Raw genomic sequence first — 17,867 nt, forward strand, 5'->3', positions numbered from 1 at the left:
TTACCACCCCAGCGCATCCTTGACAAAGGGAATAGTGACCGAGCGTTGCTGCGCGAGAGCCATGCGGTCCAGGCTGTCCAGAAGGACCATAAGCGCCCCTGGGCTGCGCTCACTGCGAAGGACAATATAATGAGCCACATCCTGCTCAATGCGCAGTCCACGGGCCCTGGCCCGCTCTTGTAACACCTTTTGCAGATCGTCATCCGCCAAAGGTGACAGCCTGTATACCGGTCCGGCGGCCAGCCGGGTAGCCAGATCCGGCAGTAGCAGGCCTGCGGCGGCCGGGGACGCATCGGCGGTCACCAGAAGGCGTCCGCCCCGTGCCATCAAGCGGTTGTAAAGGTGAAACAGGGCTTCTTCCCAGGCCGCATCACCGGCAAAACGCTGACAGTCATCCAGCGCCAACAGATCGAATTGCTCCATGGACTCCAGCACCGCCGGCACCAACGGCAGCAGCTCACTGGCAGGCAACAGGCAGGCATCCAGACCCTGCTGCTGGGCCAGACGAACAGCTCCTTCCAGCAGGTGGCTCTTGCCCTGTTGCGCGCCCCCCCAGATAAAGGCCTGCCGGTCTTCGCCCAACACCACTTCGCGGACACCGGCCAGCGCGGCCCCGTTGGGGCCGGAAAGGAAATTGGAGAGATCATTTCCCTCACGCAGTTGCAGTGCCAGGGGCAGCTGTGCGCTCATGGATCAGGATCGCCAGCAGTAACGCCACTGCGGCCCGGCGACAGCGTCATCCGGGCAGGGGCGCAATTGTCGGGATAATTCCAGCAGACTGCGCAGCTGGGAATCACTGGCCCCGAAATCCAGGCCGAAGGTCACAACCTGATCCGAGGTCTGCACCAGCGACACTGCCCGCATGCCGCTCAGTCCTGTCAGGAAGCCCTGCAATTGATGCCAGTCTGCCAGGGTCTGTACTTGCTCGACCTCCAGCAACGTGAGCTGCTGGGAAGCGCTGCTGGCCACCGCATAACGCTGAGCAAGCTGGTCCGTGACCGCGTCCACCAACGTCTTCACCGCCTGTTCGGCGGAGGCAGTTTCCTCACGCCCCTGATCCAGGATCTTCTTGCCCTGTAACACACGCCAGCTAACTTTGGTCGGTGAGCCTTGGTACAAGACGGAGGCAACCACCAGTTCATGGGGGTAGCGATCCGAAGCAGACAGCAACTGACTATCGAAACGGCCACGAATATCCGCCACGGTGATCGCATTGCGGTCCTGGCTATCCCATTGCGGCACTACCAGAGACAGCCCTCGGCGCTGGGCTTCGCTGACCAGTTGCTCACGCAGAGCATGCTCACCTGCCACCATTTCGCCGCGTCCAGCGCCCTGCTCTACCAGCCAGATCAACACCTGGGGACGGGGAAACCCCCATACCGGAGCACCTTTCGCCGCCATGAAATCCATCAGGCCGCGGGTGTCATAACGGGCTAACAGGGTATCGCCGTTATAATCGTAACGAGTCACCCAGCGGTCCAGCTGAGCCAGCGCCTGCTCGGTTACCGGTTGGTCAAGCACCTGCTGCTTTCCACTCAGCCTGACCAGCATATTCTTGAGGCCCTGCTGCAAAGCCTCCTGGCGCTCAGTTTCACCCCGGCCATCTACCGGCAGCGCAACCACATCCAGAGAGTCTGCCCGGGCCCCCAGGGACAATCCCAACAACAATGCCACGATTCCAAGAAAACGCATGACCGCCCATTCCAACCTGAAAATTCAAGCGCGCTATTATCACTTATTCGCCCCCACCACGCGAACCTGATTTTCAGGTGAATACAGCGGTGGAAAGATGGGTCCCCCGCCCTTAAAATACGCGCCTTCACCAACCCGGAGCCCCCCATGACCGATCAGAAACGGCCGCTGACCTACCGTGACGCCGGTGTCGATATCGACGCTGGCAACGAGCTGGTAAAACGTATTGCCCCTGTGGCCAAACGCACCCGTCGTCCCGAGGTGCTGGGCGGTCTGGGCGGTTTCGGCGCCCTTTGCGAACTGCCCAGCCGCTACAAGAACCCGGTGCTGGTGGCCGGCACCGACGGGGTTGGCACCAAGCTGCGCCTGGCCATTGATACTGGCCGCCATGACAAGGTGGGCATCGATCTGGTGGCCATGTGCGTCAACGATCTGATCGTCGGCGGCGCCGAGCCTCTGTTCTTCCTGGACTATTACGCCACCGGCAAGCTGGACGTGGACACCGCCACCAGCGTAGTGACCGGTATCGGCGAAGGCTGTGAAATGGCCGGTTGCGCCCTGATTGGCGGCGAAACTGCAGAAATGCCGGGCATGTACGAAGGTGAAGACTATGATTTGGCCGGTTTCTGCGTAGGCGTGGTGGAAAAGGATGGCGTTCTGGACGGCAGCAAGGTTCAGGCAGGCGACAAACTCATCGGCCTTGCCTCCTCCGGCCCCCACTCCAACGGTTACTCACTGATCCGCCGCATCATGGCCCAGTCCGACATCAACATCGACCTGGATGGTCAGCCGCTGATGGAGCACCTGCTGGCGCCTACTCGCATCTATGTGAAACCCCTGCTGAAACTGCTGGAGCAGGTGCCGGTGCACGCCCTGGCCCACATCACCGGCGGCGGCCTGCCGGAAAACCTGCCCCGGGTGATGCCGGAAAACACCCGCGCGGTGATCGACACCCGTAGCTGGGAATTCCCCCCTGTCTTCCAGTGGCTGCAACAGGAAGGCCAGGTACCTGCCTTCGAGATGTACCGCACCTTTAACTGTGGTGTTGGCATGGTCATCGCTGTCCCGGCAGACCAGGTGGATGCCACCCTGGCACTGATGGAAGCCGAAGGCGAAGAGGCCTTCCTGATGGGTGAAATCCAGGCCGGTGAGGGTGAACCGGAAGTGGTACTGGAAGGCCTGGCAGAGTGACGCACCGTCTTGCTGTTCTGATCAGCGGATCCGGCACCAACCTGCAGGCCATCATGGCGGCCATTGATAACGGTCGCCTGGATGCAGAAATCGCTGTGGTACTGTCCAACCGTGCCGATGCCGGCGGCCTGGGCCGTGCCCAGCATGCCGGTATTGCCACCGAAGTCCTCGATCATCGCCAGTACGATAGCCGGGAGGCCTTCGACCAGGCCATGATCGAGATGCTGGATGGCTATAAGCCAGACACTGTGGTGCTGGCTGGTTTCATGCGTATCCTCTCACCGCTGTTTGTCCGCCACTACGCCGGCCGACTGATCAACATCCACCCTTCCCTGCTACCCAAATACCGCGGACTTCACACCCATGCCCGGGCCCTGGACGCCGGCGACCGTCAGCATGGCTGCTCCATCCATTTCGTTACCGAGGAACTGGATGGCGGTCCACTGATCGCCCAGGCCCCGCTGGACGTCCTTGCGAACGATACCGTCGATTCCCTGTCCAAACGTGTACAACAACGTGAACACCTGCTCTATCCTCTGGTGTTGCAATGGCGCGCTGAACAGCGCCTGGAACTGGATCACGACGGAGTCAAGCTGGATGGCAAATCACTCCCTGAACAGGGTTTTCAACTGGTCTAGCAGTCTGCTGCTGATACTGGCCCTGGCGGCTCCGGCCAGCCATGCCGAGCCGCCAGTGGCACCCTTCACGCTGGATTACCACCTCAAGAGCGAAGGCATCCCGTTTACATTCACCGCCACCCGTACCCTGAAACCTGTCCGGGATGGTCTGTGGAAAATGGAAGTACAGGCCAAGAACTGGCTGGGTGAAATCCGCGAAACCACCCTGTTTGACTGGCAGCAATGCATCCCCGAAACCACTTACTACGGCTACTACCGCCGCGGGCTGGGCCGGGTGAAAGAAGCCAAACTGCATCTGGACCGGGAGGCGGGAGTTGCCGCCAGTGAACGAACCGACAAACCCATGCGCAGCTACCCCATTACCGATGAAGCCACGGATGAACTGTCTGTCTCGCTGGCCTTGCAGTGCGCTCTGCAAACAGGCAAACGGGATATCAAGCTGCAGGTTGCTGACGAACGCTCTCTGGAAGCGCACCGCTACCGGGTGGTCGGCCAGGAACAGCTGAAGATTGACGGCAAGCAGATTGAAACAGTAAAAGTACAACGCCAGCGAGGCGCCAACAGCAAACGACAGACCTATATGTGGTTTGCCCCCCAGCATGACTACCTGCTCGTTCAACTCTTGCAGGAAAACAGCGATGGCGACCACGTGATGACACTGCAATCTATGGAAGGATTATAACAGTGCGACGGATCTTTCTTGCCCTGCTACTGACAGCCAGCACTCTTGCCACCGCCGAACCGTTGGCCCCATTTGCCGCTGAATTCCGCATTTATGTGAATAAACTGCCTACGCCAGTCAAGGCAGACCTGGTGCTCGAGCCCGCCGAAGGCAAAGACTATTACCGCATGCTGCTCAAGGCCAAGTCCTTCCTGCTTACCAACACGGAAGAGAGTTATTTCCACTGGCGTGACTGCCAGCCGCGCACCACCCAGTATGTGCATGAGTTCAAGGGCTTCGGCCAGCACCGTTACCACCATATGGATTTCCAGTGGAACCCGCCTATGGTCCACAACGAGTCAGAAGATGATCAGGAAAGTCTGAACATTCCGGAAAATACCCTGGATGAATTGACCATTCTGTTGCGCGGCCGCTGTGTGTTTGCCACTGGCGACAAGGCCTACAAAGTCACCAGCGCCTACGGCGACAAGCTGCGCACCCATCATTTCGAGATCATCGACCGGGAAGTCATTGATACGCCAATGGGCGAAATCGACACCCTGCTGGTAGAAAAAAAGCGCGAAGGGGACAGTAAGGAAAAACGCCGCACCCTGTTTTGGGTCGCCCCCAGCCTGGACTACATGGTGGTCAAGGCCAGACACATTGAAAGCACCCTGCTGAAGGCAGAACTGATCATGATCGATTACGACGGCCCGGATGTGCCGCCGTTGTCCTAGCAAAAACTTGGTGCTGACGAGGCATAACAGGTCTGGATCAAAAGCTCTCTCACCACAGAGAGCACAGAGTACACAGAGAAAACCCCATTATTTTCCTCAGTGGACTCTGTGCCCTCTGTGGTGGAATGGTTCTTTTAACGCCTTTGATCGCGCCGCCAGCGACGCTCCTACAGCAGGGCAAAAAATGGCTTCAGGCCCGTGGCAGGGTCACGCCGCGCTGGCCCTGGTATTTCCCGCCCCGATCCATATAAGACGTTTCACACATCTCGTCGGACTCGAAGAACAGCATCTGCGCCACCCCTTCGTGGGCATAGATTTTTGCCGGCAGCGTGGTGGTGTTGGAAAACTCCAGGGTCACGTGGCCTTCCCACTCCGGTTCCAGCGGCGTCACATTGACGATAATACCGCAGCGCGCGTAGGTGGACTTGCCCAGGCAGATGGTCAGCACATTACGAGGGATGCGGAAATACTCCACGGTGCGTGCCAGTGCAAAAGAGTTGGGCGGGATGATGCAGTAGTCGCCCTTGATATCGACGAAGCTGCGCTCATCGAAGGCCTTGGGGTCTACCGTGGCGGAGTGAATATTGGTGAACACCTTGAATTCATCCGCACAGCGCACGTCGTACCCGTAGCTGGACACGCCGTAGGAAATCATTTTTTCGCCATTTTCATCCGCACGGATCTGTCCGCTCTGAAAGGGCTCTATCATGCCTTTCTCGGCGGCCATGCGGGTAATCCAGCGATCCGATTTAATCGTCATTGTTGCGCCTCAATGTTCCGGAGTGGTTGGCGTTCAAGCGGCCAATGGTAGCAGCATGAAACGCCGCACGCAGCAGCCCTGATCGACCGCGTCCTTCAATGCTGTGTCACCTTGGGAAACGCCCGCTTGCCGGCTTCGGTCAATGACAGTCTGGCCGCCATCCGACGGGCTGCCTGGCGGTACAGGCCCGCCTCCTCGCTATCCGGACAAGCCGCTACCACCGGTTGACCGCTGTCCGCCTGCTCGCGGATGCGCAGGGACAACGGCAGCGCCGCCAGCACGTCGGTGTGGTACTCACTGGCCATCCTTTCCCCGCCGCCCTGACCGAACACATGCTCTTTATGACCGCACTGGCTGCAGATATGTACCGCCATGTTCTCCACGATGCCCAGCACGCGAATATCCACCTTGCGAAACATTTCCACACCCTTGATGGCATCCAGCAGGGCAATGTCCTGGGGCGTGGTGATCACTACCGCACCGGCCACCGGAATTTTCTGGGCCAGGGTCAGCTGGATATCCCCCGTGCCCGGCGGCAGATCTACCAGCAGGTAGTCCAGCTTGTGCCAGCGGGTTTGCTCCATCATCTGTACCAGTGCACCACTGGCTTTCGGGCCACGCCAGACCACCGGGGTCTGCTTGGTGGTCAGATACCCCATGGACATGGTCTGCAGGCCATGGGCCTCCACCGGCACAAAGTACTTGCCTTCCAACACCTGCGGCCGGGTACCGTCCGGCAGGCCCAGCATCAGCGGCTGGCTGGGGCCGAACACGTCCGCATCCAGCAAGCCCACACGGGCGCCTTCCGCCTGTAACGCCAAGGCCAGATTCACCGCTGTGGTGGACTTGCCGACCCCGCCTTTGCCGGAGGCTATCGCAATCACATTGGCCACCTGGTCCATTGCCGGCAAACTATTCTGGGCGCGGTGAGGGATAATCTTCGCCTCCAGATCAAGGACCAGCTCGCGGCCCTCCAGCACCTCACTCAGATGCTCCCGAATCTGTGCTGCCAACTCATCACGGATACCGTCAATCGGAAACCCCAAAACGATTCGGGCATGGACGGTGCTGTCGTCCACGGTCAGTGATTCAATGGCATCCACGGACATCAGGCTGGCGCCCAGATCGTCGGGAATAAAATCACCCAGTTGCTGTCGAATGCGTTGCTCGGCTGAACTCATGATGGCCTCCGTTTCGCGAGCTGCGATGATAGGGGCTAAGCCGATAACAACCAAGCCACCCATGCACAACTTATGCGTTACCAGCCTCTCAAAGGAAGTTCGCACACAAACGCGAACCATGGGGTGGTTATCCCGCTGTAAATGCGCAAAATAGAGCACTGTCGATTGCACGACAGTACAAGGAGAGTCCATGAAACGCATCACTGCCGCATCCCTGATTGCCCTGGGTGCATTAAGCCTGGCCGCCTGTAGTGACACACACCAGACAATTAACTCCAGCCCCGACAGCATCACCGTCTCCGGCAGCGGCGATATCGCTGCCCAGCCGGATATTTTCCGGGTAGTGGCCACCGCCCGTGAACAGGGGGACGATATTGCCGCCATGAAATCCCGGGTCGACAACGCTGTCGCCGACATGCTCGACCTGGCAGACGATCTGGATATCGAGGAAAAACAGGTGCGCGCCAGCGATCTGAATGTCCAGCCGCAATGGCAATATCAGCCTGAGCGCAAACTGATCGGCCACCAGGTCAGCCGTCAAGTCACCTTTCGCGCCAATGGCCTGGACACCTATACCCAACTGCTCGACGGCCTGGCCAAGCAGGGGGTGCGTGATATTCGACCGGCCGGCACTGAAGTCAGCAACGCGGACGAACTGGCTAACCAGGCCCTGGAAAAAGCCGTGGCTGATGCCCGCCAGCGAGCCAGCATCATCGCCAAGGCCGCAGACCGGGAGCTGGGCAAGGCCATCCAGATCCAGGCACAGGATTTCCAGCCCCCGCAGCCGGTAATGATGATGGCACGGAGCGAGAAAAGCGGTCATGCCGACAGCTACCGACCCGGTGAAACCGACATCACCGCCCGGGTCCAGATCACCTTCGAACTGGATTAATGGATAACCTCGGTCAGATCTGCAGTGCCGCGCTGCAGCAGTATCTTGCCCACGGCGAAGCCCGCGGGCTGGATATTGCTGCGGCACTGGATAGCGCCGCCCTGGATGCGGAACGAGTCCGCCAACCGGACGCCCGCATCCCCGGGGCCAGCTTCCAGACGCTGCTGCACACCTTGATCGACCAGGCCGGGGATCCCCTGTTCGGCCTGCACACCTCCGAATTCGTTCAGCCCGGTTCCTACAACGTCATGGGCTACATCGCCATGAGTGCCGGCACGCTCCAGGAAGCCCTCTCCAAGGTCAGCCTTTATGAAAAGCTGGTCGGCGACATGGGCACCACGGACACTCGCGTTACCGAAGACCAGGCCTCGATTCGCTGGGACTGCCGCTACACCCAGCAACCCGCCCGCCAACACCTGATCGACAATGTACTGGGCTCCTGGGTCCGCTATGCCCGCTGGCTTACCGGCAATGACCAACTGGCCCCGGCCCAGGTCTGGCTCGAGCACCCCAGACCCAAACCGGCACTGGTGGAGGAATACCAGCGGGTGTTTCTCTGCGAAGTTCGGTTTGCACAACCCTGCTCTGCCCTGATCGGCCCGCCAGACCTCTTGGAGCAGCCCATTCGCCAACCGGACCCGCTATTGCTGTCTACCCTGGAAGCCCACGCCATTCAACAGCTTAACCAGTTGGGGGTGGAAACCAGTCTGGGCCAGCGGGTCAAGCAGTGCATCCAGGATGCCATCGGTCATTCCCTGCCGCGCAAGGAAACCATTGCTGAGCGGTTGGGCATGAATGTCCGCACCCTCCACCGCCGCCTGGCCGATGAGGGCCACAACTGGCAGAAGCTGCTGGACGAGGTGCGACTGCATCAGGCCCGACAACTGCTTTGCCAGAGCCCGGCCCCCCAGGCGGAAATCGCCGAAGCCCTGGGCTACTCGGACATCCGCTCTTTCCAACGCAGTTTCAAGCGACATACCGGCATGACACCTGGCCAGTTCCGCAACCAGCAAAAGCCGGATTTGTAGGAAATCACTTACACGCTTTGTCGGCTTTCTCTTATGCGCATTTCGTCATAATCCCGTTCAGCATCTACCCCGCCGCCACTGGTCGTGATCGCTTTGCCCACACCGCTACCGGTTGACTACAACAGTCCCCAAGGGATCACGAAGTTCCCCCAAACCACCGGCCCCGCCGGTTTCGGGAACCGTTACAGGGACGCACCATGAACCGCAAAATTTCCGTCAGTGGCCTCAGCCATGACTCCGCCAGCGCCTTTGTCTCGATGATGGGCATCATCAATGGTCGTTGCAGCGTTATCTGGGAAAACGCCGATTCCGGCCAGGCCGACGTGCTGCTTGTCGCCGCCCAGGATGCAAAACGCGCCGCCAACAGCAAAAGCGGCAAACCCTGCATCGTGGTTTACCCCAGCTCCCAGGATCGGCCCGATGCGCCTTTCACCCTGTCCCATCCGTTCCGGGCCATGCACATGATCCGGGTACTGGAAGATGTGGCCCGGGCCCTGCCCGGCTGATCGCCCCACCCCATCAGCTTGCGCTGATCTCCTGATTAGGCAATTCTGCCCATATAAACGCGGCCTTTTCTTTTCGGCCGCGTTCTTTTTGTCCTACAAAGCCTTAAAACCCGCCACCGGTCATGGCTATACTGACATCAACTAATGACAACAAGGGAGCCACTGAACACTCCCCTCTTGCAGGCTGGCTCGAAGGACCCGGCCTGCAGCGCAAGGGATGTTCAAAGGTTGCCAATGGCGGAGACCTGCATGAAAGGCACTCTCAAGCAACTGGATCGGGCCATCGAGCACGCTGAAACCTACGAAGAATGGTACGAAGCCAGCCGCGAACACGACCGTCTTTCCGGTGCGGACGAATGGAAAGAAATCGATCGCTCCCCCCATTACGACTACGAGTTGATCCGTAATCGCCTGTGGCAGATCCGCCAGGCCCGTGAACGCCATGACGTGAACAAGTTGGTGTTCCATCTGCACGAAGGCCTGCATGGCAACCTGGGCAACATCTCCAACCCACGCCTCTATCAGCAGACCCGGGTAGGCACCAAACGCCTGATCGAGAATTATCTCGAAGAGGTCACCATCGCCCTGAACTACCTGTGCGATACCAACTTCAAGGAGTTCGGCCTCAAGGAGAAACTGGATTTCTTCGAAACCACCGGCCAGGCCTTCGGCCAGAGCTGCCTGATGCTGTCCGGTGGCGCCGCTCTGGGTCTGTTTCATATCGGCGTGGCCCGCTGCCTGTGGGAACAGGGGCTACTTCCTTCGGTGATTTCCGGCTCCAGTGCCGGCAGCATCATTGCGTCCGTTGTTGGCACCCACAACGATGAAGAACTGAAGCTCAAGCTGGAACCGGAAAACATTTATCTGGAAGCCTTCAAGGTGCTGGGCTGGAAAGGCATCGTGCGCGGCACGCCAGTACTGGACGGCGACCACCTGGAAGCCTGCCTGGAAGAGAACATTCTCGACATGACCTTCGAGGAGGCCTACCGGCACACCGGCCGCGAAATCAACATTACCGTCAGCCCCTACGACCGTAATCAGCATGCCCGTCTGCTCAACTGGCGCACCTCCCCCAATGTGCTGATCCGCAAGGCGTCCCTGGCGTCCTGCGCGATTCCCGGCATTTATCCGCCGGTCTCCCTGTGGGCCAAGAATATTGATGGCGAGCGGGTGCCCTACATCCCCGGCCGCAAGTTCGTGGATGGCTCCATTGTCGACGATCTGCCCATCCGTCGTCTGTCCCGACTGTATGGCGTCAACCATTCCATTGTCAGCCAGACCAATCCCCACGTGGTGCCCTTCCTGTCCCGTAACGAGAACACCGACAGCTCCCTGAGCACCCTGGCAGACTGGGGCCTGAAAAACGTGTCCATGAACCTGCGCTATGCCCTGCAATTGATACAGCGCCGGGTGGAGTCCAATGACGTTGGCCTGATGTTCGACAAGGCCAAGAGCATGGTCACCCAGAAATATATCGGCGATATCAACATGATCCCGCCGCGCCAGCCCATGAATGCCCTGCGAGTCTTGAGCAACCCCACCCTGCAGGATGTACGTAACTACATCCGCAAGGGGGAAAAGGCAACCTGGCCCAAACTCGACATGGTGGCCAACACTACCGCCATCAGCCGCACCTTCCGAGACTGCCGTGCCCGTCTGGACCGTATCGAGGAACGCATGCTCGATCAGGTTCCGATGACCGCCGTCTGACAGGCCTCATCCTCTGCCCCGCCGCCCGGGTTACCGGGCCCGGGGCAGATCGCTCCAGCGAGTGGTATAGGCCGGTGACAAATGCGCCCGACGCATGGCCCAGACACAGCGCGCCGCCGGATTGACCCCTCTCCCAGCCAACCAGACTTTGCCCTTGCCGCTCCGGTTGATGGTATCCATCACCGCCATCAACGCCTTCCCTTTCTCCGCGTTGTCGTCTTCGCGAAACAGGGTGACCTGCTCACGCCCCGCCGGGCCCAGATCCGTCAGCATGACCCCGGCCTTGCCATAGCGGTAACCGGCCTGCCACAGGGCAGACACCATTTCCATGGCATGGCGAACCATCACCCTCGTGTCTGTCGTGGCCGGCGACAGAGGCGCCCGGGCGGAATGGGGAAATAACTGCTGGGGTTTGCCCACCGGAGCCGTGCGTAGATACACACTGATCGCACCGGCACTGAGTCCTTCAGCACGCATGCTTTCCGCGGCCCGGGCGGTAAAATCACTGACCGCCTGACGCACGGCCACCAGCGAGGCCACCGGCTCCCCGAAAGAGCGGGAATGAATGATCTGCTGACGGGGCTCCAAGCGGGTTTCCAGGGGCAGGCAGCTTTCTCCATTCAGTTCCCGCACCACCCGTTCCTGCACCACGGAAAAGCGCTTGCGGATCAGACGGTAATCGGTACGCGCCAGGTCCAGAGCAGTCTCAATCTCCATATCATTGAGACGCCGGCCCAGACGTCGACCGATCCCCCACACCGCCGACACCGGCGTACGCGCCAATAGCCGCTGACGCCTCTGCGGATCCGTCAGGACCAACACGCCCCCCGTTTGCGGATACGTCTTGGCCGCATGGTTCGCCAACTTGGCCAGGGTCTTGGTCGGCGCCACCCCCACACAGACGGGAACACCCACCCATCTGCCAACCCGCTCGCGTAAGGCCTGACCCAATGGCTGAAGCTCCTCGGGTCGCATCAGGGATAGATCCAGAAACGCCTCGTCGATGGAATACACCTCCACCGCCGGTACCAGGGTGGCCAACGTGGCCATGACCCGCCGGGAGATATCGCCGTAGAGCACATAGTTGGAGGAAAACACCACGACCTGGTGCTTGCGGATCAGATCGCGGGCCTCGAACAGCGGCATCCCGGTTCTCACCCCCAGTGCCTTGGCCTCGGCGGATCCGGCCACAATGCAGCCATCATTGTTGGATAGCACCACCACCGGGCGCCCCTGCAGGTCCGGGCGGAAAATCCGCTCACAGGAAGCATAGAAACTGTTGCAGTCGACCAGGGCAAACATGACATTTAGCGCCCGGATCGGTCCACTGGGCGGTGCGGATGGAGCGAGAATGTCACTACGCCAAACAACTCCCACTCCTGATCAGCCAGGGGTATCGCCGCATAGCAGGGATTGCGGGGTATCAGCATGGGCTGTGGCCGCAACCGCAATTCCTTCACAGTGAATTCCCCATTCAGCGACGCCACCACCACATCACCGTGAGACGCCTCCAGAGCGCGATCCACCACCAGAATATCATCCGGAAAAATCCCCGCTTCCAGCATGGAATCTCCCTCCACCCGCAGCAGAAAAGAGGCCTCCGGCTGGCGAATGCACAGCTGGTTCAGATCCAGCGGCGCTTCCATATAGCCCTGGGCCGGAGAAGGGAAACCGGCAGCAACACGTTCGACGAAAAAAGGCAGCGCAGTCATGGGATACCACAGCGAAGATAGCGACGCTCCCATGGTATCAAATACTGTCCTTATGTACAGTCAAAAGACACACTCACGGCCACCGATACCGGCTCTGACAGAACAAACAGGAAAGCAACAAAACGCAAAGAAAGGCATATCCAAACCCCGCCATGACTGTCTTAGGGTAGGTATAAAGAATCCGTCATCAGGATGCAGTCATATGCTTGAAGGGAACCCGGGCTGGATGTCCGACTTTCTCGAAGAAATGGGACTGCCGGCCAACGCCGTGTTTCAGGGTTATGTGCTCTATCAGCGGGAAAGCGACAGCTTTGTCGCCAACGCCCCTGACCCATCCTTGCCCCACTATGTGAAGCCATGCGCCTGGGCCCGCCGCTACCCCTATATCATGCTGGCCAGGGACGCCGCCCAGGAAATGGAGGAAGGCATACAGGTACAGGTGCTGTTCCGTCTGGGAGGGAAATTTCTGGCTTATCCGATCTGACAAACACCGATCCCCCATAAACAAAAGCCACCCGCTGGGTGGCTTTTCAGGAGCCTCTGAGTAACTCCTTGTGTGCTCAGCGAGGCCTGAAGGGCACATCTGTTGTGTTTTCTCGCGACGGACAGGGTGGTTCCCTTTCCTAGCGAGAAAGCGCAGCAGATGTGCCCTTCAGGTCTCGCCCTCCGGGCCTTTCAGGCTGAGCATGCAAGGAGTTGTTCAGAGGCTCCTCAATATGGAGCGGGTGAAGAGAATCGAACTCTCGTATGCAGCTTGGGAAGCTGCCGTTCTACCATTGAACTACACCCGCTTGGACAACCGGCAATATAGTCAAAAGGATGCGCCTTGGCCAGTGCTGATGTTGTCCAGATATGCTGTTTTGACACCAGCACGACCGGTTTGAGGTTACACTCTGAAGCAGCCTCCGAGTAACGCCCTGCGTACTCGGAGGCTTCCTAAAGATCAGAATGACAACAGGAGCATGGCCATGCCAATGGCATTTGTGAGTGGGGCCCGGGGATTTCTCGGGGGACACATCGTCGACCAGTTGCTGGCAAAAGGCTGGGACGTCACTGCAGTCATCCGGCCACGCAGTGATGCCGCTGCGCTGCAAGCGAAAGGCGTTCAGGTAGTACAGGCTCCGCTGGACAATGCCACCGAGCTGACCCTGGTGATGCCGGCAGCACCGGATGCCGTCTTCCACGTAGCCGGCAATACCAGCCTGTGGCGGCGCGGCAACGCACAACAGTACCGGGATAACGTACTGGGCACCCGGGCCATGGTCAGCGCGTCGCTGAAAAACGTGGCGGGCCGGTTTGTACATACCTCCTCGATTTCCGCCTGGGGCATTCAGGACAACCCCATCAATGAACAGACCCCCTCCAACGCGGCCAACGACTGGATCGGTTATAACCGCAGCAAGTATCTGGCCGAACAAGAGGTGGAAGACGGTATCCGCCAGGGGCTGGACGCTGTCATCCTGAATCCCTGCGGTATTATTGGCGCCGGCGACACACACAATTGGTCACAGATGATCAAGCTGATTCAGGACGGCAAGCTTCCGGGCGTCCCACCGGGCGGGGGGAATTTCTGTGCCGTTGAAGAGGTGGCCAAAGCCCACCTGTCAGCCCTGGAACACGGCCAGTGCGGTGAGCGCTATATCCTTGCCGGGGTGGAAGCCAGCTTCCTGGAACTGGTGCAGACCATTGCCGGGCAACTCGGTAAAAAAGCGCCAACACGCACCGTACCTCCGGCAGTATTGAAACTGGCCGGCCAGCTATATCCCATTGGCAGCCTGTTTACCGGCAACGAACCCCGTCTGACACCGGAAAAAGTGGCACTGGTCACCAGCCGGGTACATGCAGATGGCCGCAAGGCCGTGGAGGAACTGGGATTCAACGACCAGGTTCCGCTGGCCAGCATGGTCGCAAACTGTATTCACTGGATGATGCAGGAAAAACTGCTGTAGGAACAAAGCGTAGATAACGCGGGGGGCGCCATGTAAGCATGGCTCCTACGGAAAAACTGATAGCAGCTTCACACCACCGCCCGATATACCCGAAAGCGCGTGGTCTCCCCGGCCACCTGGACATGGGAAAAGGCATCATCCAGCCACTGGGCATAGGGCAGCTCACGGTTTGCCACCAGCCACATTTCCCCTTCCTTGTTCAGGTGACCCGGTGCCTCGGCGATCAGCCTGCGGGTAATATCCGTGGTGCGCTGACGGCGGTCGTGGAACGGCGGGTTGGTCACGATCATGTCCACCCGGCCGGCAAGTGGGGAAAACAGATCGCCGCCTGTCACGCGGCCCTGCAACCCGTTGCGGGCCAGACTGGCAGTTGTCGCAGCGACCGCACTGGCACTCACGTCCACCGCCTGCACCTTCCACCCCTGGCTGGCCAGGCTGGCACTGATCACACCGGCACCGCAGCCCATGTCGATCATGCTTCCCCGTCTGGGCAGGCGATGCTGTGCCATCAGATCCAGCAACAACCGGGTGCCCTCATCCAGGCGGCCGTGACTGAACACGCCCGGATAGCTGACAATCTCCAGATCGCCCACCGGAATCACCTCCCCCCAGGCTGCCAGGGTCTGGGTTTCCCCCGGCTGTAACCGGCCACTGTACAGTTTGCAATGGCGGGCACTATCCACCAGCACAGCATCATCCACATGCGCCTGAAGATGTTTCAACGCGCCACGAATGCCCCCCTTGGCCGGTCCGATCAACCACAACTCCACCGGCTGGCTGATTTCGCCGGCCAGCCAGTTAAGCAGAAAGCGTAAACGCTCAATGGATTTGGGCAAGGGCAGAACCAGCAGATCCACCTCCGGGGGTACCGTCGGTGCCGCCGCCCACTGCTGGGCCCCTACGGTGAAATCATCCGCATGCAAATGCACTTGGGCATCCGCATCCAGGCTTTTCAACGCCGGGTCATTGGCATCCACCACCAATACCTGACGGCCCGACAGGGCGCCTGCCTGGCGCAGTAATAACTGTGTCGTATTTTCCATAGCAGCGAGCTCGAACCGGCGGAGTAAAGTGCGGCGCAGTATAGAGCAGCATACCTTTGCATGTCAGTTGTAACGCGCTCTCACCCTTTGGCATTAGGCTTCAAGTTTTACACATTCACCACGCCAAAGAACCAACCGCACCGGTAGAATCATGAGATTGACCCGACGATGTGGAGGCTCAAATGGTTAGCGCTGCACCCTGCATTCGCGCTGTAGTACTGTTTAGCTGTTGTCTGTTTTCTTCGTTGGTGGTCGCCGCTACGGATAGCGGCGTCTTCCGCCAGGCACTGGACGCAGCACGCAATGATGACTGGAATACCCTGAACCGGCTGGAAAAGCAGCTTGGCGACGATCACCCCCTGCAAGCCTATCTGGATTTTCATCGGCTGCGGGCGGCATTGCCGGACCTGGCCCCTGACAGGATCAACGGCTACGCCCAGCGCTACCCGGATTCCCCGCTGCCTAACGATATTCGCCAGCTGGCCACCGTGGCCTATGGCAAGGCGAAAAAATGGGATGCCCTGCTGGCCATCATCAGCGATGAACCCTCTGCCACTGTGCGCCAGTGCTACTACTACCAAGCCAAATTGGCCAAAGGTGACGACAGTGCCCTGCAAGCCGCTGCCGACATCTGGGCCAGCGGCCAGTCACGCCCCAATCAGTGCGATCCGCTGTTTGATCAGGCCCAGGCCCGAGGCGTCATTGATGATGCTGCAATCTGGGAAAGGCAACTTCTGGCCTTCAAAGCCAACAGCTATGGCCTGGTTCGCTACCTGGCCGGGAAACTTGAGGGCACGGATTACGAAACCGCCAGTGACTGGCTGAAAACCCTCTACCGTCATCCCGACAAGGTGGACAACCTGCCCACCAACATCAAACCGGAACAGCGTCAGCAACTGCTGGCCGCCGCTATCCATCGCTGGGCCTACAAGGACACGGTAGACGCCCGCCAATGGTTCGATGATCACAGTCGCCGTCACGGTCTTCGCGATGACGACATGCGAGAAGAAGCCGGACGTCGCATTGCCTGGTATTCCACCATTCGCGGTATCGAGGAAAACCGCCAATGGCTGGACAACTGGCTGACCGCCAATCCGGATACGGAGCTGCTGGACCAGCGAGCGCGGCGCACCATTATCGAACAGGACTGGAGCAGCGCAGAACAGTGGATTACCCGCTTGCCAGAGAGCGAACAGCAGGATTCCCGCTGGCTCTACTGGCGTGCCCGGGCACTGGAGGAGCTTGACCAGCCTGACCTGGCCCGCACCCTCTACAAGCAAGCGGCCAGGCAGAGAAACTTTTTTGCCTTTATGGCCGCCGATCGGCTGGGCGAACCCTACCACTTCGCCAATGCAAAGGTTCAAACTGCTGCGGATTTCACACCGCCACCAGCTATTAACCGTGTTCGCCTGTTGCGCGAGCTGGACGAGGATTATGCGGCCCGCCAGGAATGGCTGTGGCTGATGTGGCACAACGATGATGCCAACGTCCGCCAGCTTGCCCAGCATGCGCTGGAGCAGCATTGGTACGATCTGGCCGTACAGGCATCCATCCAGGCCAAGGCCTGGGATGTGCTGGCCTGGCGTTTCCCGCCTGCCTACCAGACCGAGTTTGAGCAGCAAGCAGAAAAGCATGATCTGGATCCCTGGCTGGCCATGGCCGTGGCCCGGCGGGAAAGCGCCTTCAATCCCCAGGCTCGCTCCCCGGTGGGCGCCATGGGGCTGATGCAACTAATGCCTGGTACCGCCCGCAAGGTTGCCAAAGACGCCAACCTGGGCCGCCCCAGCCGAAAAACCTTGCAGAATGCCGAGTTGAACATCCAGTTGGGCAGTCGCTACCTGGCGGAGCTGCTGGACGAGTTCAAGGGTAACCGGGTACTGGCCCTGGCCGCCTATAACGCAGGGCCGCATCGGGTGAATAACTGGCTGGGGCAAGAGGACGAGGCGGTACCCGCGGATGTCTGGATCGAATCCATTCCCTTCCGGGAAACCCGCGATTATGTGCAGGCCGTGCTTACCTACCGGGCCCTGTTTGTGGGGCTGCACGACAACCAGGCACGCACCTCACAACTGCTCACCGAAAAGGAAAGCCAGGATCTGTATTCGGTATCGATGCTGGATTGAAAGGATACGAGCTTCTAGTAATAGAACCCGTTGGGTTTGACTAG

18 protein-coding genes and 1 tRNA gene are annotated in these 17,867 nt (G+C 59.6%); 11 read left to right on the forward strand and 8 right to left on the reverse strand.

Translation table 11 applies throughout. From position 1 onward, the window contains the following. Both hda and KZ772_RS04755 read right to left on the reverse strand, forming a co-directional pair. Positions 1-690, reverse strand: coding sequence for a DnaA regulatory inactivator Hda (gene hda / locus KZ772_RS04750; RefSeq protein ID WP_290538697.1), 690 nt, complete (start codon positions 688-690; stop codon positions 1-3). A gap of 3 nt (positions 691-693) precedes the next feature. Beyond that, the gene (locus KZ772_RS04755; protein WP_290538698.1) at positions 694-1,692 is read right to left on the reverse strand and encodes a DUF2066 domain-containing protein; all 999 of its coding nucleotides are present in this window, start codon (positions 1,690-1,692) and stop codon (positions 694-696) included. Positions 1,693-1,839: 147 nt separating this feature from the next. On the opposite strand from KZ772_RS04755, the gene purM reads away from it, so the two are divergent. Genes purM through KZ772_RS04775 form a run of 4 tightly spaced genes read left to right on the forward strand, consistent with a single transcriptional unit; the run spans position 1,840 to position 4,919 of the window. Then, positions 1,840-2,883, forward strand: a complete 1,044-nt coding sequence (gene purM, locus KZ772_RS04760) for a phosphoribosylformylglycinamidine cyclo-ligase (RefSeq protein ID WP_290538699.1) — start codon at positions 1,840-1,842, stop codon at positions 2,881-2,883. After that, positions 2,880-3,521 (forward strand): phosphoribosylglycinamide formyltransferase, encoded by a 642-nt coding sequence (gene purN / locus KZ772_RS04765; RefSeq protein ID WP_290538700.1) that lies wholly within the window; start codon positions 2,880-2,882, stop codon positions 3,519-3,521. Before purM ends, purN begins: the two co-directional genes overlap by 4 nt. Beyond that, the gene (locus tag KZ772_RS04770; RefSeq protein WP_290538701.1) at positions 3,481-4,203 is read left to right on the forward strand and encodes a DUF3108 domain-containing protein; all 723 of its coding nucleotides are present in this window, start codon (positions 3,481-3,483) and stop codon (positions 4,201-4,203) included. Before purN ends, KZ772_RS04770 begins: the two co-directional genes overlap by 41 nt. A gap of 2 nt (positions 4,204-4,205) precedes the next feature. Beyond that, complete coding sequence (locus KZ772_RS04775; RefSeq protein ID WP_290538702.1) at positions 4,206-4,919, forward strand: DUF3108 domain-containing protein; 714 nt, start codon at positions 4,206-4,208, stop codon at positions 4,917-4,919. 190 nt (positions 4,920-5,109) lie between these two features. Here KZ772_RS04775 and dcd read toward each other — a convergent pair whose 3' ends face one another. After that, entirely contained in the window at positions 5,110-5,679 is a 570-nt protein-coding gene (dcd, locus tag KZ772_RS04780) for a dCTP deaminase (RefSeq protein ID WP_290538703.1), read from the reverse strand. A 95-nt stretch (positions 5,680-5,774) separates the two neighbouring features. Next, a complete protein-coding gene (gene apbC / locus KZ772_RS04785; protein WP_290538704.1) occupies positions 5,775-6,860 on the reverse strand; it encodes an iron-sulfur cluster carrier protein ApbC in 1,086 nt (361 codons plus the stop codon). A 190-nt stretch (positions 6,861-7,050) separates the two neighbouring features. On the opposite strand from apbC, the gene KZ772_RS04790 reads away from it, so the two are divergent. From KZ772_RS04790 to KZ772_RS04805, 4 genes are all read left to right on the forward strand, one after another. Beyond that, complete coding sequence (locus tag KZ772_RS04790) at positions 7,051-7,752, forward strand: SIMPL domain-containing protein (protein ID WP_290538705.1); 702 nt, start codon at positions 7,051-7,053, stop codon at positions 7,750-7,752. Next, positions 7,752-8,780, forward strand: a complete 1,029-nt coding sequence (locus KZ772_RS04795; RefSeq protein ID WP_290538706.1) for an AraC family transcriptional regulator — start codon at positions 7,752-7,754, stop codon at positions 8,778-8,780. The genes KZ772_RS04790 and KZ772_RS04795 overlap by 1 nt, the downstream gene beginning before the upstream one ends. Positions 8,781-8,977: 197 nt before the next feature. Next, on the forward strand, positions 8,978-9,286 hold the full coding sequence (locus KZ772_RS04800) for a hypothetical protein (RefSeq protein ID WP_290538707.1): 309 nt from the start codon (positions 8,978-8,980) through the stop codon (positions 9,284-9,286). A 249-nt stretch (positions 9,287-9,535) separates the two neighbouring features. After that, entirely contained in the window at positions 9,536-10,996 is a 1,461-nt protein-coding gene (locus KZ772_RS04805; protein ID WP_290538708.1) for a DUF3336 domain-containing protein, read from the forward strand. A gap of 30 nt (positions 10,997-11,026) precedes the next feature. Here the strand turns inward: KZ772_RS04805 and umuC are convergent, their stop codons facing one another. Continuing rightward, a complete protein-coding gene (umuC, locus tag KZ772_RS04810) occupies positions 11,027-12,298 on the reverse strand; it encodes a translesion error-prone DNA polymerase V subunit UmuC (RefSeq protein WP_290538709.1) in 1,272 nt (423 codons plus the stop codon). A gap of 5 nt (positions 12,299-12,303) precedes the next feature. Continuing rightward, on the reverse strand, positions 12,304-12,708 hold the full coding sequence (gene umuD / locus KZ772_RS04815; protein ID WP_365870842.1) for a translesion error-prone DNA polymerase V autoproteolytic subunit: 405 nt from the start codon (positions 12,706-12,708) through the stop codon (positions 12,304-12,306). Positions 12,709-12,910: 202 nt separating this feature from the next. Between umuD and KZ772_RS04820 the strand changes: the two genes are divergently transcribed. Beyond that, on the forward strand, positions 12,911-13,192 hold the full coding sequence (locus tag KZ772_RS04820; RefSeq protein ID WP_290538710.1) for a hypothetical protein: 282 nt from the start codon (positions 12,911-12,913) through the stop codon (positions 13,190-13,192). Positions 13,193-13,425: 233 nt separating this feature from the next. Here KZ772_RS04820 and KZ772_RS04825 read toward each other — a convergent pair. Next, a tRNA-Gly gene (locus KZ772_RS04825) sits at positions 13,426-13,499 on the reverse strand. 177 nt (positions 13,500-13,676) lie between these two features. Here KZ772_RS04825 and KZ772_RS04830 point away from each other — a divergent pair. Next, a complete protein-coding gene (locus KZ772_RS04830; protein ID WP_290538711.1) occupies positions 13,677-14,657 on the forward strand; it encodes an NAD-dependent epimerase/dehydratase family protein in 981 nt (326 codons plus the stop codon). A gap of 68 nt (positions 14,658-14,725) precedes the next feature. Here KZ772_RS04830 and KZ772_RS04835 read toward each other — a convergent pair whose 3' ends face one another. Further along, a complete protein-coding gene (locus tag KZ772_RS04835; protein ID WP_290538712.1) occupies positions 14,726-15,700 on the reverse strand; it encodes a methyltransferase in 975 nt (324 codons plus the stop codon). Between the two features lie 182 nt (positions 15,701-15,882). Between KZ772_RS04835 and KZ772_RS04840 the strand changes: the two genes are divergently transcribed. Further along, positions 15,883-17,823 carry a transglycosylase SLT domain-containing protein gene (locus tag KZ772_RS04840; RefSeq protein WP_290538713.1) on the forward strand — a complete coding sequence of 647 codons (1,941 nt, stop codon included), beginning with the start codon at positions 15,883-15,885 and terminating at the stop codon, positions 17,821-17,823. Positions 17,824-17,867 lie beyond the last annotated feature (44 nt).

Source organism: Alcanivorax sp. (assembly GCF_019431375.1).
In the GTDB taxonomy this organism is placed as follows: domain Bacteria; phylum Pseudomonadota; class Gammaproteobacteria; order Pseudomonadales; family Alcanivoracaceae; genus Alcanivorax; species Alcanivorax jadensis_A.

Excerpts from the sequence above, each read along its gene's own strand:
- apbC (WP_290538704.1), bottom strand. The coding sequence starts at position 6,860 with ATGAGTTCAGCCGAGCAACGCATTCGACAGCAACTGGGTGATTTTATT.
- hda (WP_290538697.1), bottom strand. The coding sequence starts at position 690 with ATGAGCGCACAGCTGCCCCTGGCACTGCAACTGCGTGAGGGAAATGAT.
- KZ772_RS04755 (WP_290538698.1), bottom strand. The coding sequence starts at position 1,692 with ATGCGTTTTCTTGGAATCGTGGCATTGTTGTTGGGATTGTCCCTGGGG.
- purM (WP_290538699.1), top strand. The coding sequence starts at position 1,840 with ATGACCGATCAGAAACGGCCGCTGACCTACCGTGACGCCGGTGTCGAT.
- KZ772_RS04800 (WP_290538707.1), top strand. The coding sequence starts at position 8,978 with ATGAACCGCAAAATTTCCGTCAGTGGCCTCAGCCATGACTCCGCCAGC.
- KZ772_RS04840 (WP_290538713.1), top strand. The coding sequence starts at position 15,883 with ATGGTTAGCGCTGCACCCTGCATTCGCGCTGTAGTACTGTTTAGCTGT.
- KZ772_RS04805 (WP_290538708.1), top strand. The coding sequence starts at position 9,536 with ATGAAAGGCACTCTCAAGCAACTGGATCGGGCCATCGAGCACGCTGAA.
- dcd (WP_290538703.1), bottom strand. The coding sequence starts at position 5,679 with ATGACGATTAAATCGGATCGCTGGATTACCCGCATGGCCGCCGAGAAA.
- umuC (WP_290538709.1), bottom strand. The coding sequence starts at position 12,298 with ATGTTTGCCCTGGTCGACTGCAACAGTTTCTATGCTTCCTGTGAGCGG.
- KZ772_RS04790 (WP_290538705.1), top strand. The coding sequence starts at position 7,051 with ATGAAACGCATCACTGCCGCATCCCTGATTGCCCTGGGTGCATTAAGC.
- KZ772_RS04770 (WP_290538701.1), top strand. The coding sequence starts at position 3,481 with ATGGCAAATCACTCCCTGAACAGGGTTTTCAACTGGTCTAGCAGTCTG.
- KZ772_RS04795 (WP_290538706.1), top strand. The coding sequence starts at position 7,752 with ATGGATAACCTCGGTCAGATCTGCAGTGCCGCGCTGCAGCAGTATCTT.
- KZ772_RS04830 (WP_290538711.1), top strand. The coding sequence starts at position 13,677 with ATGCCAATGGCATTTGTGAGTGGGGCCCGGGGATTTCTCGGGGGACAC.
- KZ772_RS04835 (WP_290538712.1), bottom strand. The coding sequence starts at position 15,700 with ATGGAAAATACGACACAGTTATTACTGCGCCAGGCAGGCGCCCTGTCG.
- umuD (WP_365870842.1), bottom strand. The coding sequence starts at position 12,708 with ATGACTGCGCTGCCTTTTTTCGTCGAACGTGTTGCTGCCGGTTTCCCT.
- KZ772_RS04820 (WP_290538710.1), top strand. The coding sequence starts at position 12,911 with ATGCTTGAAGGGAACCCGGGCTGGATGTCCGACTTTCTCGAAGAAATG.